19 protein-coding genes are annotated in these 15,598 nt (G+C 72.2%); 12 read left to right on the top strand and 7 right to left on the bottom strand.

Features of this window, described 5'->3' with window-relative positions:
* Positions 1 to 7: 7 nt before the first annotated feature.
* From EWH70_RS15260 to EWH70_RS15250, 3 genes are read left to right on the top strand one after another with little or no spacing between them, the layout of a single operon-like run.
* A complete protein-coding gene (locus tag EWH70_RS15260) occupies positions 8 to 1,009 on the top strand; it encodes a TerC family protein (protein WP_130476050.1) in 1,002 nt (333 codons plus the stop codon).
* On the top strand, positions 1,006 to 1,386 hold the full coding sequence (locus EWH70_RS15255) for a FluC/FEX family fluoride channel (RefSeq protein ID WP_130476049.1): 381 nt from the start codon (positions 1,006 to 1,008) through the stop codon (positions 1,384 to 1,386). The genes EWH70_RS15260 and EWH70_RS15255 overlap by 4 nt, the downstream gene beginning before the upstream one ends.
* Positions 1,383 to 1,745, top strand: a complete 363-nt coding sequence (locus tag EWH70_RS15250) for a fluoride efflux transporter FluC (protein WP_130476048.1) — start codon at positions 1,383 to 1,385, stop codon at positions 1,743 to 1,745. The genes EWH70_RS15255 and EWH70_RS15250 overlap by 4 nt, the downstream gene beginning before the upstream one ends.
* On the opposite strand, the gene EWH70_RS15245 is transcribed toward EWH70_RS15250, so the two are convergent.
* Positions 1,738 to 2,511 carry an ABC transporter permease gene (locus EWH70_RS15245; RefSeq protein ID WP_130476047.1) on the bottom strand — a complete coding sequence of 258 codons (774 nt, stop codon included), beginning with the start codon at positions 2,509 to 2,511 and terminating at the stop codon, positions 1,738 to 1,740. The two genes, EWH70_RS15250 and EWH70_RS15245, sit on opposite strands and share 8 nt — an antisense overlap.
* Positions 2,508 to 3,218 (bottom strand): ABC transporter ATP-binding protein, encoded by a 711-nt coding sequence (locus EWH70_RS15240; protein WP_420809063.1) that lies wholly within the window; start codon positions 3,216 to 3,218, stop codon positions 2,508 to 2,510. The genes EWH70_RS15245 and EWH70_RS15240 overlap by 4 nt, the downstream gene beginning before the upstream one ends.
* 48 nt (positions 3,219 to 3,266) lie before the next feature.
* On the opposite strand from EWH70_RS15240, the gene EWH70_RS15235 reads away from it, so the two are divergent.
* From EWH70_RS15235 to EWH70_RS15220, 4 genes are all read left to right on the top strand, one after another.
* Positions 3,267 to 3,662, top strand: coding sequence for a GntR family transcriptional regulator (locus tag EWH70_RS15235; protein ID WP_130476045.1), 396 nt, complete (start codon positions 3,267 to 3,269; stop codon positions 3,660 to 3,662).
* Positions 3,659 to 4,690, top strand: coding sequence for a DUF1648 domain-containing protein (locus EWH70_RS15230; protein WP_130476044.1), 1,032 nt, complete (start codon positions 3,659 to 3,661; stop codon positions 4,688 to 4,690). Before EWH70_RS15235 ends, EWH70_RS15230 begins: the two co-directional genes overlap by 4 nt.
* A gap of 79 nt (positions 4,691 to 4,769) precedes the next feature.
* Positions 4,770 to 5,411 carry a DUF998 domain-containing protein gene (locus EWH70_RS15225; protein WP_130476043.1) on the top strand — a complete coding sequence of 214 codons (642 nt, stop codon included), beginning with the start codon at positions 4,770 to 4,772 and terminating at the stop codon, positions 5,409 to 5,411.
* Positions 5,412 to 6,128: 717 nt separating this feature from the next.
* On the top strand, positions 6,129 to 6,998 hold the full coding sequence (locus EWH70_RS15220; RefSeq protein ID WP_130476042.1) for an alpha/beta fold hydrolase: 870 nt from the start codon (positions 6,129 to 6,131) through the stop codon (positions 6,996 to 6,998).
* Here EWH70_RS15220 and EWH70_RS15215 read toward each other — a convergent pair.
* Positions 6,937 to 7,812, bottom strand: coding sequence for a helix-turn-helix domain-containing protein (locus EWH70_RS15215; RefSeq protein ID WP_130476041.1), 876 nt, complete (start codon positions 7,810 to 7,812; stop codon positions 6,937 to 6,939). The genes EWH70_RS15220 and EWH70_RS15215 overlap by 62 nt on opposite strands.
* A 110-nt stretch (positions 7,813 to 7,922) precedes the next feature.
* Between EWH70_RS15215 and EWH70_RS15210 the strand changes: the two genes are divergently transcribed.
* Positions 7,923 to 8,987, top strand: coding sequence for an aldo/keto reductase (locus EWH70_RS15210; protein WP_240686998.1), 1,065 nt, complete (start codon positions 7,923 to 7,925; stop codon positions 8,985 to 8,987).
* On the opposite strand, the gene EWH70_RS15205 is transcribed toward EWH70_RS15210, so the two are convergent.
* On the bottom strand, positions 8,984 to 9,898 hold the full coding sequence (locus tag EWH70_RS15205; protein WP_130476040.1) for an oxygenase MpaB family protein: 915 nt from the start codon (positions 9,896 to 9,898) through the stop codon (positions 8,984 to 8,986). The two genes, EWH70_RS15210 and EWH70_RS15205, sit on opposite strands and share 4 nt — an antisense overlap.
* 82 nt (positions 9,899 to 9,980) lie before the next feature.
* Here EWH70_RS15205 and EWH70_RS15200 point away from each other — a divergent pair, with 82 nt between their 5' ends.
* Entirely contained in the window at positions 9,981 to 10,574 is a 594-nt protein-coding gene (locus EWH70_RS15200; RefSeq protein ID WP_130476039.1) for a TetR/AcrR family transcriptional regulator, read from the top strand.
* On the opposite strand, the gene EWH70_RS15195 is transcribed toward EWH70_RS15200, so the two are convergent.
* A complete protein-coding gene (locus EWH70_RS15195) occupies positions 10,517 to 11,422 on the bottom strand; it encodes a LysR family transcriptional regulator (RefSeq protein ID WP_130476038.1) in 906 nt (301 codons plus the stop codon). The genes EWH70_RS15200 and EWH70_RS15195 overlap by 58 nt on opposite strands.
* A gap of 15 nt (positions 11,423 to 11,437) precedes the next feature.
* Positions 11,438 to 12,187, bottom strand: a complete 750-nt coding sequence (locus EWH70_RS15190; protein ID WP_130476037.1) for an SDR family oxidoreductase — start codon at positions 12,185 to 12,187, stop codon at positions 11,438 to 11,440.
* Positions 12,188 to 12,344: 157 nt separating this feature from the next.
* Between EWH70_RS15190 and EWH70_RS15185 the strand changes: the two genes are divergently transcribed.
* From EWH70_RS15185 to EWH70_RS15175, 3 genes are read left to right on the top strand one after another with little or no spacing between them, the layout of a single operon-like run.
* The gene (locus EWH70_RS15185) at positions 12,345 to 13,514 is read left to right on the top strand and encodes a low temperature requirement protein A (RefSeq protein ID WP_130476036.1); all 1,170 of its coding nucleotides are present in this window, start codon (positions 12,345 to 12,347) and stop codon (positions 13,512 to 13,514) included.
* Positions 13,511 to 13,780: a hypothetical protein gene (locus EWH70_RS15180; RefSeq protein ID WP_130476035.1), complete on the top strand. Its 270-nt coding sequence runs from the start codon at positions 13,511 to 13,513 to the stop codon at positions 13,778 to 13,780. Before EWH70_RS15185 ends, EWH70_RS15180 begins: the two co-directional genes overlap by 4 nt.
* Before the next feature lie 9 nt (positions 13,781 to 13,789).
* The gene (locus tag EWH70_RS15175) at positions 13,790 to 14,734 is read left to right on the top strand and encodes a GlxA family transcriptional regulator (protein ID WP_130476034.1); all 945 of its coding nucleotides are present in this window, start codon (positions 13,790 to 13,792) and stop codon (positions 14,732 to 14,734) included.
* Here the strand turns inward: EWH70_RS15175 and EWH70_RS15170 are convergent.
* Positions 14,704 to 15,564 (bottom strand): hypothetical protein, encoded by an 861-nt coding sequence (locus EWH70_RS15170; RefSeq protein ID WP_130476033.1) that lies wholly within the window; start codon positions 15,562 to 15,564, stop codon positions 14,704 to 14,706. The two genes, EWH70_RS15175 and EWH70_RS15170, sit on opposite strands and share 31 nt — an antisense overlap.
* Positions 15,565 to 15,598: the final 34 nt, after the last annotated feature.

Raw genomic sequence — 15,598 nt, 5'->3', positions numbered from 1 at the left:
TGGAGCCATGCTCGACATCAGCGTGCTCACCTGGGTGGTGACGGTCGGTCTCGTGATCGCCCTGCTGGCGGTGGACCTGATCCTGGCCGCGGTGCGGCCGCACCGGGTCGGATTCGGCGAGGCGACCGCGTGGTCGGTGTTCTACATCGTCGTGGCCGTCGCGTTCGGCGTGTGGTTCATGCTCCAGTACGGCGGCGAGTTCGGCACCGAGTACTTCGCGGGCTACATCGTCGAGAAGAGCCTCTCGGTCGACAACCTGTTCGTCTTCGTGATCATCATGACGACGTTCGTGGTGCCCGAGGAACACCAGCACAAGGTGCTGACGTTCGGGATCGTGCTCGCGCTGATCATGCGGGCGATCTTCATCGCGGTCGGCGCCACGCTGCTGACGTTGTTCTCGTTCATGTTCCTGCTGTTCGGCCTGCTGCTGGTGTTCACGGCGATCCAGCTGTTCCGCCACCGCAACGAGGACCCCGAGGTGGAGAACAACGTCGTGGTCCGGGCGGCGCGGCGGGTGCTGCCCACCACCGACCAGTACGTCGGCGGGAAGCTCGTGGCACGGGTGGACGGCCGCCGCGTCGTCACGCCGCTGTTCGTGGTGCTGGTCGCCATCGGCGGGGTCGACCTGCTGTTCGCGCTGGACTCGATCCCGGCGGTCTTCGGCGTCACCGAGGAGCCCTACATCGTGTTCACCGCCAACGCGTTCGCGCTGCTCGGCCTGCGGGCGCTGTTCTTCCTGGTGAAGGGCCTGCTGGACCGGCTGGTGTACCTGTCCACCGGGCTCGCGCTGATCCTGGCGTTCATCGGCGTCAAACTGATGCTGCACTGGGCCCACGTCGACATCGACCCGCGCGTGCCGGAGATCCCCACGCCGGTCAGCCTCGGGGTGATCATCGGTGTGCTCGCCGTGGTCACGGTGGCCAGCCTGGTCAAGACCAGGCGCGACCCGTCGGCCAAGGCACACCCGGGTTCGCTGCGTGGCCACCGCAAGGACACGCCGGAGCGGTGACCCGGCAGGACTGGCCGGTCGTCGCCGTCGTCTCGGCCGGCGGCGTGTGCGGCGCACTGGCGCGGTACGGCCTCGCGGCCGCGTGGCCGTACCGGCCGGGCGGATTCCCCTGGGGCACGCTGGTGACCAACGTGTCGGGGTGCCTGCTCATCGGCGGGCTCATGGTGTTCGCGGGCGGCCGGTTCCTGCGGCCGTTCCTCGGGACCGGAGTGCTCGGCGGCTACACGACGTTCTCCGCCTACGCCGTCGACGTGGTGGCCACGGCGCGGGCCGGCGCGCCGGTGACGGCACTGGCGTACCTGGCGGGCACGGTCGTCGCCGCCGTGCTCGCGGTGTGGGCGGGCGGCGCGGCGACCAGGAAGCTGGCGGGCCGGTGACGACCGTGCTGCTGGTCGCCGGCGGCGCCGCGGTCGGCGCGCCGCTGCGCTACCTCACCGACCGCGTGCTGCGGGCCCGCCTCGGCCCTGCGTTCCCGTGGGGGACGCTGGCGGTCAACGTCGTGGGCAGCTTCCTGCTTGGCCTGATCGCCGGGCTCCCGGCGGACCCCGCGGTGACCGCGCTGGCGGGCACCGGGTTCTGCGGCGCCCTGACCACCTACTCGACGTTCGGTCACGAGACCGTCGCCCTCGCCCGCGGCGGCGCGGCAGGTCGTGCCGCCGCGAACGTGGCCGTCTCGGTCCTGGCCGGCGTCGGCGCGGCCGCACTGGGGTTCCTGTTCGCCGCCGCCGTCAGGTGACGTCGCGCCGCAGGGTCACCAGCGCGGCGAGCACGGCGGCCACGGCAAGGTAGCCGAGCAGGACGGCCGCCCCGCCCACGGCGGGAAGCAGGGTGGCGGCGGTGGTCCCGGTCTGGGCGGCGGCCTGCTCGGTGAGGAAGCCGAACCCGGTCAGCGCCGAGGTGGCACCGCCGGGCAGGTACGGGTACGCCTGCCCGGCCCCGGGCAGGACCAGCAGTGCGGGCTCGACGACGTACAGGTAGGCACCCAGCGTGGCGAGCGTCGCCACCTGGCCGCGCAGCAACGCGCCCACGGCCACGCCGAGCGCCGTGTAGCAGGCCATCCCTACGGTGATGCGCAGCAGCAGTTCGGCCACTGTGGACGGTGGAAGGCCCAGTTTCCCGCCCGCGACGGCGTACAACCCGGCTCCCGCGACGGCGGTCGCCAGCAGGCCGTAGGCCAGGCCGAAGGACGCGCCCGCGGTCAGCTTGGCGAGCAGCACCCGCCCGCGCCGGGGCTGGTACAGATAGGTCGTGGTGATGGTGCCGTGCCGGTACTCCGAGGTGAGCGTCGTCGACCCGAGCAGTGCCGGGAGCCCGGCGGTGAACCCGAGGATTCCGAGCAGTACCCGTGTGCCCTGCTCGGAATCCAGCCCGGGAAGCGGTGGGTCGAAGTTCTCCGGGCCGACGGCGGCCAGTGCCGTGACGAACAGCCCGGTCCCGGCGGCGGCCAGTACCCACCACCACAGCCGGGTGGTGCGCAGCCTGCGGATCTCGGCGGTGATCATCGAACGCCTCCGGTGAGGGTCAGGAACGTCTGCTCGAGGCTGGAACCGGCGGGCACAACGGTGGCGAGCGGCCCGGCGGCGACGAGCCTGCCCGCGCTGACGACGACCACGTGGTCGACCAGCCGTTCGGCCTCGGCGAGGGCGTGACTGGACACCAGCACCGTCCGGCCGTCGCGGGCCAGATCGCTCAGGAATCCGCGCAGCCACGCGATTCCCGCCGGGTCGAGGCCGTTGGCCGGCTCGTCGAGCAGCAGGATCCGTGGTCTGCCGAGCAGCGCGGTGGCCAGGTGCAGCCGCTGCCGCATGCCGGTCGACAGCGTCCCGGCCGGCCGGTCCGCGAAGCCGGTGGCGGCGACCAGGCCGAGCACCTCGTCCACCCGGGACGCGGGATAGCCGCCCATGGCCGCGTACACCCTCAGGTGATCGCGGGCGGAACGGGCGGGGTGGAAGCCCGCGCGGTCCAGCACCGCGCCGACGACGTCGGCCGGCCGGTCCAGGTCCGCGTAGCGGCGGCCGGTGATCGTCGCGCTCCCCGCGGTGGGGGTGACCAGGCCGAGCAGCATCCGCATGGTGGTCGTCTTGCCCGCGCCGTTGGGGCCGAGGAACCCGGTGACGGTGGCTTCCGGCACGTCGAAGGTCAGGTCGTCCACGGCGAGCACGTCGCCGAAGCGCTTGGTCAGGCTCCGTGCCTGTATGGGGTGGTTCACGATAACCTCCATCTGTTCTATTAGTTGTATAGCAGATAGACTGGCTGTGTGAACCTGACCGTCGACCTCGACAGCGAGGTGCCGATCTACCAGCAGATCCGTGATCAGGTGCTGGAGGCGATCGCGCGCGGGGAGGCCCGCGAGGGCGACGCGCTGCCGTCCACCCGGCAGCTCGCCGCCGACTTCGGGATCAACTTCCACACCGTCAACAAGGCCTACGACCTGCTGCGGCAGCAGGGCGTCATCCGGATCAACCGCAAGAGCGGGGCGGTGATCCGCAGGGACGCCGGTTCCGGTGAGCCGGACCCGGCGTTCGTCGCCGAGTGGCAGCGGCGGATGCGGATCCTGCTCGCCGAGGCGACGGTTCACGGTCTCACCGCCGCCGACGTGCGGGCCCGGTGTGACGAGCTGCTGGCGGCATTCGGGAAAGGGGAGTCGTTGTGAATCCGGTACTGGGACTGGTCCTCGCCGACCTGGCGGCCGTCGTCCTCGGCACGGCCACGTGGGTGGCCACCGCGGCGATGGTGCGGCCGACTCTGCCGTTCGGGGTGCGGGTCGCCGCCGCCCGCGTGGCCGATCCGGCGGTCGTCGCCGCGCGCAGGTCGTTCACCAGGGCGGCCGTCGCGGTGGGTGTGCTGACCGCGGTGGTGTCGGTGCCGCTGGTGCTGGTGACCGCGAACGCCGCGGTGGTCGCCGGCGCGCTCGCCGTGGTGCTGTTCGCCGGGCTCACGCTGTACTACCGCGCCTACCGGCGGGTGCTGGCGGCCAAGCGCGACGGCGGCTGGGCGGGGGAGCACCGGCAGGGCGTCACCGTCGACACGTCGTTCCGCGCCGAGCCCGTCCGGGTGCCGTGGCCATGGCTCGTGCCGGGTGTGCTGGTGGCCGTCGGGACGGCTGTGGCGGGCGGCCCGGCCGGGACGGTGCTCTACCAGGCTGGGACGGTCGTGGTGGCGGCGGTGCTGAGCCTGCTGCTGGTGCGTGCCCGTCCCGACCTCGACGCCGCGCGGCCGCGTGGTTCGGCCCGGCGGTACCGCGTGTACCTGCGTGGCGTGGCCCGGCTCGTGCTGCTGCTGGCGACGGCGGTCAACCTGACGCTGGTGGCCGCGCTGCTGCCCGCCGGCTGGCCGCGCACGGTGGCCGCGGTGCTGCCCCTGGCCGCGCTGGCGGTGGTGTTCCTGGTGTGGGAGCGCCGGGTCGGCCAGGCCGGTCACCGGCTGCCCGCCGAACCGGGGGAGGACGACGAGGACAGCGGCGTGGTGCAGCGTGACGACGACCGGCACTGGCTGCTCGCCGGCATGGTCTACCTCAACCGGCGGGACCCGGCGCTGCTGGTGCACCGCAGGGTCGGCGTCTACTGGACGCTCAACCTCGGCCATCCCGTCGCCTGGGTCCTGCTGGCGGTGATCGCGGTCGTCGCGGTGCTCGCCCTCACCGGAGCCGTCGACCTTCCGGAACGCCACAACCTGTTCTGATCGCACTCAGGGTCATTGTTCGGACACGATTCGTGTTCATGTTGTTCCGTGGTCACCGCCGGGCTGTTTCACTGAAGTGATGCAGCCGGTGACCTCTGACCAGCACAATCTGGTGCGGTCCTACCTGTTCCTGCGCCGCGCCATCGGCGTGATCGGCCTGGCGCTGCCCGCGGTGCTGATCGTCGGCAAGCTGCTGCTGCAGGGCGGCCCGTTGCTGAACTCGATCAGCGGCTACCACCACAGCGTGATGGGCGGCGTGTTTGTCGGCAGCATGTGCGCGGTCGGCACGTTCCTGTTCTCCTACCGGGGATACGACAGGACCGACGACATCTGCGGCAACGTCGCAGCCGTCGCCGCCATCGGTCTCGCGTTGTTCCCCACCACCCCGTCCGGCTCCACCGACGGCACCGAGCGGCTGATCGGCCTGGTGCATCTGGCGTTCGCCGCGGTGTTCTTCGTGATGCTGGCGGTGTTCTGCCTGTTCCTGTTCACCAAGTCCGACGGCACCGCGCCCTCGCCGCAGAAGCTGCGGCGCAACCGGGTCTACCGCGCCTGCGGCGTGGCGATGATGGTGTGCCTGCTGCTCATCGTGTTCCAGAACGTCCTGTTCGACGACGTGCTGGACGCTATGAAACCGGTGCTGTGGCTGGAATCCGCGGCGATCCTGGCGTTCGGTGTCGCGTGGTGGGTCAAGGGCGCGGTGCTGCTGCGGGACCGGTGACCGGCTGGCGGGCGAAGGCTCGTGAAGGCCACCTTCATTACGTGAGACGTCAGGGCCCCGGCAAGTCGGGTGGTCCGGAGCGCGTCATTCGCGTTCCGGAAGACGAGACTCGCGTTCCGGCCCGGCAGGGCCGCGCGAGCGGCCCGTTCGGCCACCCGAGGACAGGACTGGTCTCGCGATCTGGACTGGCGCGCCGGACAGTGGGACCAGGCAGGCGGGAACGTGCAACTCGCGGGTCCGGAACGGTCGACTCGCGGGTCGGGAACGGAGGACTCGCGCGAACTGCCCGTTCACGCGGCCGACCGGCACCGGGGGAGAATCCGGTCCACATGGTGAGTTCTGCGCTCACGCACGCGAGTTCTGCATTCCAGCACGCGAGTTCTACGTTCCGGTACATGAGTTCTACGCTTGAGACCAGCCACTCGCCTGCCCGCGACCCGACCTTGCCGGGACCCTGGCACGAGACGCCGTGAGGGTCCGCCCCAGCCGCCACAACGGCACCGCTGATCACCACGAACGAGACCCCGCACCCGCAACCAACGGCACCATCCTTGCGAATCTCGCAACCAAGGTGCCCCTCGCAGCAGCGCCGTAACCACGGTCACCGGACTTCGCCGGGCCCTGACGTCTCACGTGGTGAAGGTGGCCTTCACGTGCCTGTGCGAGCCCGTCACCGAAGGGGTGCCGGACCGGCTCGCCGGGCGATAGGTTCCGGCCATGAGGTTCGAGGAGATCGTCATCGAGACCGACCGGCTCGCCTTCCCCGCGCTGGCCGCGGGCGACGGTCCCGTCGTCGTGTGCTGGCACGGCTTTCCGGACCATCCGGCGACCTTCGGGCCGCTGGCCGAGCGGCTGGTCGCCGCCGGGCGCCGCGTCGTCGCGCCGTTCCTGCGCGGGCACCACCCGGCCACCGCGGACCGGCTGCCGCACGGCGACGGGCTCACCCTCGCCGCCGACGCGGAAGCCGTCGCGCGGGCGCTGTCCCCGGACGCGGGCGTCGACATGATCGGGCACGACATCGGGGCGGGCATGGTCGGCAGGGTCGCGGCGGTGTGGCCGGAACGGGTCCGGCGCGCGGTGACCATGGCGGTGCCGCCACCCGCGACGCTGCCCGCGGCGTTGCGTGATCCCGCGCAGCAGCGCCGGTTCTTCTACCTCTGGCTGTTCCAGGTGCCCGACATCGCCGAGGCGGTGCTCGAAGCCGACCGCGGCCTCGTCGACTTCCTGTGGGACACCTGGTCGCCGGGCCTGGACCCCGGTGAGCACCGCGACCGGGTGCACGCGCTCTACGGCGACCCGGCGCTGCTGCGCAACGCGTTGCGGATCTACCGGGCCAACTTCGACCGCGGCCTGCACGACCCGGCGCTGGCCCACCACGCCACCCGGTCCGAGGCTCCGGCGAGCATTCCGCTGCTCGTCCTCGCTGGTGCCGACGACGGGTGCATCCCGCCGGAGTTCTTCACCGGCGCCGAGGCCGGTCTCGCCACCGGGTCCGCGGTGCGGGTGATTCCCGGCGCGGGTCACTTCATGCAGCTGGACCGGCCGGACGAGGTTGCCCGGCAGGTGCTGGACTGGTTCGGTTCCTGATCGCGTCCAGCGCGACCTGGGACGCCGGGTCCGCGGCCCGGTAGATGATCAGCCGCTGGTCCGGGTCCTGCAGGGACGCCAGCACCTCGAACCGGACGGTCAGCTCGCCCGCGACCGGGTGCAGAAGCCGTTTGTCGCCGCGGGCCCGCACCTGCACGTCGCGCTGCGCCCACAGCCGGTCGAACTCGGGGCTGCCGCCGCGCAGCTCCTCGACCAGCTCGGCCAGCGCGGTGTCGTCGGGATGCGCCGCCCACGTCGCCCGCAGGTCGGCGATGCCCTCGCGGATCATCAGCTCACGGTCGAGATAGAACTCCCGAAACCGCGGGTGCAGCATGCACAGCCACATGCCGTTGCGCTGGCTCTCCGGCAGCTCCCCGAAGTCCAGCATCAGCCCGGTCATCTCGCGGTTCCAGGCCAGGATGTCCTGCCGGTGGTTCATCACCATCGCGGGCAGCGGCGACAGGTCGTGCACCAGCTGGGCCAGCGGGCCCGCCTCGTCCGCCTTGCGCGGCCGGTACGCGGGCCGCTGCCGCACCAGGTCGAACAGGTACAGCCGCTCGTCGTCGCTCAGCCGCAGCGCGCCGGCCAGCGCGTCCAGCACCTCCGGCGACGGCCGCAGGCCGCGGCCCTGCTCCAGCCGCACCACGTAGTCGACGCTGACCCCGGCCAGCTTGGCGACCTCCTCGCGGCGCAGCCCGGGCGTGCGGCGGGCACGCCGGTGCTCGGGCAGCCCGACCTCGCCGGGCGCCAGCCGCTGCCTGCGCGTGCGCAGGAACGCTGCCAGCTCCTGGGCGCTGTCCACGGTTGTGCTCATCGCCTCGATCCTACGGCCGCCTGGGACCGGCAGTCCTAGGAAACGTCTTCCCTGAACGCGCCCCGCCGATCCGGCCAGCCTTGCGATATCCGACCAAGCAAGGAGACGTTGTGACTTCGCTGGACACCTACCGCCTGCTCGGCCGTTCCGGCCTGCGGGTGTCGCCACTGGCGCTCGGTGCGATGACCTTCGGCGGGGACTGGGGCTGGGGCGCCGACCGCGACGAGGCCCGCCGCATCTTCGACACCTACGTCGACCGAGGCGGCAACTTCGTCGACACCGCCAACAACTACACCAACGGGACCTCGGAGAAGCTCGTCGGCGAGTTCGCCGACGGCCGCAGGGACCGGCTGGTACTCGCCACCAAGTACACGATGACCGCGCGGCCGGACGACCCGAACTCGGGCGGGAACCACCGCAAGAGCATGGTCGTCTCGGTGGAGGAGAGCCTGCGCAGGCTGCGCAGCGACTACATCGACCTGCTCTACCTGCACGCCTGGGACGGCACCACGCCGGTCGAGGAGGTGCTGCGGGCACTGGACGACCTGGTCCGCGCGGGCAAGGTGCTCTACGCCGGCATCTCCGACACGCCCGCCTGGCAGGTCGCCCGCATGCAGGCGATCGCCGGCCTGCGGGGCTGGGCGCCGCTGGTGGCGCTGCAGATCGAGTACAGCCTGATCGAGCGCACCGTCGAGCGTGAACTCATCCCGATGGCCGCCGACATGGGCCTCGGCGTGATCCCCTGGTCGCCGCTGGGCAGCGGTGTGCTGACCGGGAAGTACAGCCGCGCCGACCTCGGTCACGAGGGCGGCACCACGCCCCAGGGCACCCGCAAGGACGTCGCCGTGGCCAACGGCTCGCTCACCGAGCGCGGGCTGGCGATCGCCGACGTCGTGTCCGATGTGGCCGGTCAGCTCGGTGTCACCCCGGCACAGGCCGCGGTGGCGTGGACGTTGCGCAACCCGGCGGTGACCGCGCCGATCGTCGGCGCGCGCACGGCGGCGCAGCTGGAGGACAACCTGGGCGCGCTGGACGTGCGGTTCACCGACGGCCAGCTGGCCGACCTGGAGAAGGCCAGCGCCGTGGAACTCGGCTTCCCGCACGAGTTCCTCCGCAAGCCGATGCCCCGCAGCGTCATCTTCGGCGACGCGAAGATCGCGGGCGTGACGGCCTAGGCGGCCGGCGCGCGGCCGTACAGCCGCTTCGCCGCGGCGGGGGTGACCGTCTCCGGGTGCGGCGGCAGGCCGCGCCGCTGGTGCTGCTCGGCCACCCGGCGGGTGGCCGGGACGGCGTCGCCGAGCAGGCCGAGGTAGGCGCTGCCGTCGCCGCGGGTGAGGCCACGGACGGCGAGCCTGCCCGCCGGAACGACCAGCCGGTCCAGCAGCGCCGGCTGGTCGAACCCGCCCAGGATGCGCATCCAGCGGGGCAGGGTGGCGATGGTCGCGGGTGCCATCAGCCTGCTGACGGCGCTGATCCGCCGCCTGCCCCGCCCGCCCCGGGTGCGCAGCAGGTAGTGCATGCCCCGGTGGGCACGTTCGGAACTGCACAGCCGCGGCCGCACGTCGGCGTAGTAGGCCCGCACCTCGTCCCGCGAGCGCGGGACGTCGGCGGTGCGGCAGGTCTGCAGTTCGGCGGCGGTGACGCACTCGGCCCAGTACCGTCGTTCGTCCTGTTCGGACAGTGGGCCGGGCCCGTAGGTCTCGTAGCACTTGAGCACCGAGTGCCAGCCGGTCACGTGGATCCACAGCTGCGAGTCCGGGTTGTTGGCGCTGTACCGCCTGCCGGTGATCGGCTCGATGCCGGTGACCTCGGCGTGTACCCGCAGCAGCAGTTCCGACGCCTCGACCGCGGCACGGGCGTCGGCGACCGCGACCGTGAGGAAGTACGCCAGCGTGCGGTCCAGCCGGCCGAGCGGGTCGCGGTAGATGCCTGCGGTGTCCGCGACGGCGGCGGTCAGGAACGGGTCGAAGTGTTCCAGCACAACGGATCGCTGGAAGCCGAGCAGCGCGGTCGGGCTCGTCCAGACTCGCCAGGCCGGGGAGTCCGGGCCGAAGAACCCGTAGTCCTGCCACGGTCGTGGTTCCACGTCGCCTCCTTAAAACTACCCTTCAGTAGTAATATCCTACGCTAGAGTAGTTTTGTCCAGCGTCAATTCCGTGGAGGGAAACGTGACGACCGCGAGGAAGCGCAGGCCCTACGCCGCGCGGGTGCCGGCCGAGCAGCGGCGCACCCAGCTGCTCGACGCCGCGCTGCGCCTGGTCGTCACCCAAGGTCACGGCGCCGCGACCATGGACGCGGTCGCCGAGCACGCGGGCGTCACGAAACCCGTGGTCTACGGCCACTTCCGCAGCCGGAACGAACTGCTCACGGCGTTGCTGCGCCGCGAGCAGGAAGCCGCCGTCGAGCAGCTCGCCGACGTGCTGCCCGACCGCGGGCTCGGCGATCCGGCCGACCTGCTCGCCGACTTCCTGCGGATCGTCCAGGAGGCCCCCGACCGCTGGTACTGCGTCGTGATGCCGATGGCCGACATGCCGCCGGAGTTCCACGCCGCCAGGGAGTCGGCCCGCGCCCAGGCACTGGACCGCGCCCGGGACATGGCACGCGGGCTGTTCGGCGGCACCGGCGTCGACCCGGAGATCGCCGCGCACACCGCCGTCACCCTGTTCGAGATGGCCGCGCGGCTGGTCCTCACCGACCCCGGCCGCTACCGGCCGGAACGGTTCGTCGCGTCACTGCGGGCCGCCGCCGGGCTGGCCGGCTGACCGGACAGGAACGCGTCGCGCATCGCGCCGGTGTGGTTGGCCGACCACAGCGCATGCACCGGTGCGTGCTGGGCGGGGCGCAGCTCCAGCACCTGGACCCGGCCGTCCAGCGCGCTGCCGGGCGGATCGGTCACGAACGCCACGTGGCCGGTGCCGACGACCGCCGTCACCGGCGGTGTGCCCTGGATCGGGTTGCGGCTGTGGCGGGGCTCGAACCCGGCGTCGCGGCACAGCCCGAGCAGGAACTGCGTGTAGCCCGAATCCTCGGAGCCCCACACGACGAGGTGTTCACCGGCGAGGTCCGCCAGCGTGACGTGCGTCCGCCCGGCCAGGCGGTGCCCGGCGGCGACCGCGACCGACAGCCTGCTGTGGCCGAGCGTGGTCCGGGACAGCCCGTGTGGCGGCTGGATTCCCCGGCACAGCCCGACGTCCAGCTCACCGCCGAGCAGTTCGGCGGTGAGCTGGCCGGGGTAGCGCTGGTGGACCTCCGTGTGCAGGCCGGGCACCGCCTGGGCCAGTGCCATGACCTCCGGGCCGGTGACCGCCGGGGTGTGTCCGATCCGCAGCACCTCGGTCTCGCCGCGGCCGATGCGGCGGGCCCGGCGCACCGCGGCGCGGGCCACACCGTGCAGCACCCTGGCGTCCTCCACCAGCGCCCGCCCCGCGGGCAGCGGAGTGACGCCTGCCGAGGTCCGGTCCAGCAGTGGCACGCCCACCTCGCGTTCCAGCGCGCGGATGGACGTGCTCAGTGCCTGCTGCGACAGGTGCAGCCGGGCCGCGGCCCGGGTGAAGCTGCCCTCTTCGACGACGGCGACGAGATGGTCGAGCTTGCGCAGATCCAGTCCCACGCCGACGATCCTGCCTCAGCGGGTGGTGTAGCCGCCGTTGGCGAACAGCGTCTGCCCGGTGATCCACCAGCCCTCGGTGGCCAGGAACCGCACGATCGGCACGATGTCCTCGATGTGCGTGAGCTGGTTGCCCATGGCCTGCGAGCGGTGGAACTCCACCCGTTCCGGGGTCTCCTGCGGGTAGAAGAACGGCGTGTCCATCGGGCCGGGCGCGATCGTGTTGACGGAGATGCCCCGGCCGGCGAACTCCTTGGACGCCGCCCTGGTGAAGTGCTCCAGCGGCGCCTTGCCGCCCGCGTAGGTCGAGTAGCCGTCGGTGTAGGCGGCCAGCAGCGAGGTGCCGAGGCTGATGATGCTGCCGTTGTCATTGAGCCTGCGGCCCGCCTCCTGGAGGAAGAAGTACGCGGCCTTGGCGTTGACCGCGAACATGGTGTCGTACTCGTCCTCGGTGGTGTCGACGATCGGCTTGCGCAGCACCATGCCGGTGGTGTTGACGGCGACGTCGACGCCACCGAACTCGTCCACCGCGGTGTCGAACAGCCTGCGGATCTCCGCGACCCTGGTCAGGTCGCCCTGGACGGTGACCGCGCTGCCGCCCGCGGCACGCACGGCGTCCGCGGTCTCCTCTGCGGCCTCCCGCGTCCCCGTGCCGTGGTAGTGCACCACCACCTTGGCGCCCGCCTCGGCGAACGACCGGCTGATCAGCCCGCCGAGGTTCTTGGCTCCGCCCGCGACCACTGCCGTCTTGTCCTTCAACGTGTGCATGTCCCCGACGCTAGGTCTGCGCCGGCCTGCCCGGGAAACACAAGATTCGGGTGGGATCACAAGCCGCGTCGATAGCCGCTGGTCACCCGCCGTTTCCACGGCGGGCGGGCCCGCGGCGGACGCATTACCGTCTCCCTGCCGGAAGGGAGAAACGGAAATGACGCAGATTCGGTCGTGGTACCGGCCGATGCGGGCGAGGCCGGGTGACGAACCGCATCGGGTCGCGACCAGCCTGGAGCTGTTGTACGACCTGTGCTTCGTGGTGGCGGTCGGCCGCACGGCGATCGAGTTCCACCACGCGCTGAGCGAGAACCACGTCCTGCAGGGCCTGGCCGGGTTCCTGTTCGTGTTCTGGGCGATCTGGTGGCCGTGGCTGCAGTTCTCCTGGTTCGCCTCCTCCTACGACACCGACGACGTGCCCTACCGGCTGGCCGTGCTGGTGCAGATCGCGGGCGGCCTGGTGATCGCGGCAGGCGTTCCCGGTGCGTTCCACGGCGACTTCCGGGTCGTGGTGATCGGATACGTGCTGATGCGCCTGGCCGCGGTGACGCAGTGGCTGCGGGCCGCGCGGTCCGACCCGGCGCGGCGGGTGACCGCGCTGCGGTACGCCGGGGGTATCACGGTGGTGCAGGTGCTCTGGATCGCCCGGCTGTGGCTGCCGGACAGCCTGCTGGTGCCGAGTGTGCTCGTGTTGTTCCTGGTCGAGCTGGCGGTGCCGGTGTGGGCCGAGCGGGCCGCCGGGACGACCTGGCATCCGCATCACATCGCCGAGCGGTACGGCCTGTTCACCATCATCGTGCTGGGTGAGACGGTGATCGGCGCGACGGCCGCCGTGCAGGAGGGCATCGCCGAGACCGAGGCGCTGGCCGAGCTGATCGGCCTGGCCGGGTGCGGGCTGGTGATCGTGTTCGCCATGTGGTGGCTGTACTTCGACCGGCCGGGACACGCCCGGCTGACGTCGCTGCCCGCCGCCATCAGGTGGGGCTACGGCCACTACCTGATCTTCGCGTCGGCCGCGGCCGTCGGCTCGGGCATCGAGGTGGCGGTCGATCACCACCTGCACAAGACCACGCTGCCGATGTTCGCGGTCGGCCTCGCGGTCACCGTGCCGGTGGCGATCTTCGTGCTCAGCGTGTGGCTGCTGCAGATCGGCCCGCGGGACGAGTGCCGGCCGCTCGCCGTCGGCTTCCCCGCCGCGGCCGTGCTGGCGGTCGCGGTGTCGTTCACCCCCATTCCCATTCACCTGGTGGCGGTGGTGCTGGCCGCGCTCGTGGTCACCACCGTGGTCGCCACCGAAGGGCACACCGTCGAGAGGACACATTCATGAGCCGCACGACCGTGATCATCATCGCCGGACTGGTTCTCGTCGTGGTCTTCCTCGCGGTCGGGGCACTGGTGCGGGCGATCGGCCTGAAGCGGGCCGCGGAGGACTTCCTGCTGGTGTGGCTGGCCATCGCGCTGTTCAACATGGCGGTCGGGGTGTTCGAGGCCGGCTACACCGTCGCCGAGGAACTGCCGGTTCTGGGGTTGATCTTCGCGGTACCGGGCGTGGTGGCCTTCGCGGCGTGGCTGTACGCGAGGCGGCGCGCGTAGCCTGCCGGCATGCACCTGGTGGCCGTGCTCGCGCTGGACAGGGTGATCCCGTTCGACCTGTCCACACCGCTGGAGGTGTTCGGCCGCGCCGAACTCGCCGACGGCAGCCCCGCGTACCGCACCGTGGTCTGCGGGCCTGCCCCGCAGGTCGACGCCGGGACGTTCACCGTACGGCCGCCGCACGGGCTGGAGATGCTTGCCGAGGCAGACACGATCGTCCTACCGGGACTGAGTGAGACCGGGCCGGTCGCCGACGAGGTGCTCGACGCGTTGCGTGCCGCGGCCGCCGGCGGGACCCGGATCGCGTCGATCTGCTCGGGCGCGTTCGTCCTCGCGCAGACCGGGCTGCTCGACGGCCTGCGGGCGACCACCCACTGGGCCGCCGCGCCCGCGCTGGCCGCGCGGTACCCCCGGATCGAGGTCGACCCGGAGGTCCTCTACGTCGACAACGGCCAGTTCCTGACGTCGGCGGGTGCCGCCGCCGGGCTGGACCTGTGCCTGCACCTGATCCGCCGGGACCACGGCTCCGCGGTGGCCGCCGACGCGGCGCGGCGGTCGGTCATGCCGCTGGAGCGGGAGGGTGGCCAGGCCCAGTTCATCGTCCACGACCGGCCGCCGGTGCCGTCCGGCTCGGTGCTGGAGCCGGTGCTGGCCTGGGTGGAGGATCACTGCGCGGCCGACCTCTCGCTGACCGACATCGCCGCGAAGGCAGGCATGAGCACCCGCACGCTCAACCGGCGGTTCCGTGAGCAGACCGGCACGACGCCGCTGCAGTGGCTGCTGCGAACGCGGGTCCGGCGGGCGCAGGAGCTGCTGGAGGCCACCACGTATCCGGTGGACCGGATCGCGGGCGAGGTCGGGTTCGGCTCGCCGACGGCGTTCCGCGAACGGTTCAAGCGGGTGGTCGGCACCAGCCCGCACGCCTACCGGACCGCGTTCCGGGGAGCCCGCTGACAGCGCAGCGTCGCCAGGCCCAGTGCCAGGCCGTACACCAGCCAGGTGCCGTACACGAGCCCGACCAGCACCACCCCGGCCGGGTCGTCGAACCGGACCGGGCCGTCGATCCAGCCGAGGGCCTGCGACACCGTGCCGAACACGGCCATCGCCCCCATCGTCGCCAGCACCGCGGTCGCCGTCCAGCCGCCGGTCAGGACGAGCAGCCGGGGCAGCCGCCTGCCCCACGGCCGCGCCAGCGCGAGCGACCCGGCCGCGCCCACCACCATGATCGCCAGCTCACCCGCGGGGAAGCCCTCGACGTAGGGCTCGGGGCGGGCCACCGAGCCGCCCAGCCACCAGTACAGCTTCACCAGCGGATACGGGAAGCTGAGCACGCAGGCGAGGTAGGCCGGCCACGGCCGGGCGGGCACCGGCGTGCGGGGGAGCAGCAGCGCGGCCGTCGCCCCCGCCGCGGCGAGGCTGAGCGCCCGCGCGGCCATGCCCGGCCAGTCGACGACGGCGAACGTGCCCGCCGGGATGCCGGTCACCGCGAAGAAGGCCCGGAAACCGTCGAGGACGACCCCGCCCGAGCACCACAGCAGCAACACGACCGCCGTCCAGCCGAGCGGCGCCACGAGCCGGGGCAGGCGGCGTGCGTCGCTCACCACCGCCGCGACGGTGAGCAGGGCGGCCACCCCGGTGACCCAGCCCGGTGCGTAGCCCCGGGTGTAGTCGACGTCGGCGGGCAGGCCGGGCAGCAGCGTGGCGACGGCACCTGCGCCGAGGGCGGCCAGCGCGGTGGTCACGGCGAGCAGCGGCACTGGCCGCCGGTTCGTGGTCGTGGTCATGCGCTCACCGTCCCCCGGCGGGGCGGGGGAGCAC

Source organism: Amycolatopsis suaedae (assembly GCF_004214935.1).
GTDB lineage: Bacteria > Actinomycetota > Actinomycetes > Mycobacteriales > Pseudonocardiaceae > Amycolatopsis > Amycolatopsis suaedae.
Note: the sequence above shows the minus strand (reverse complement) of the source record. Positions and strands in the feature narration are given on the sequence as shown.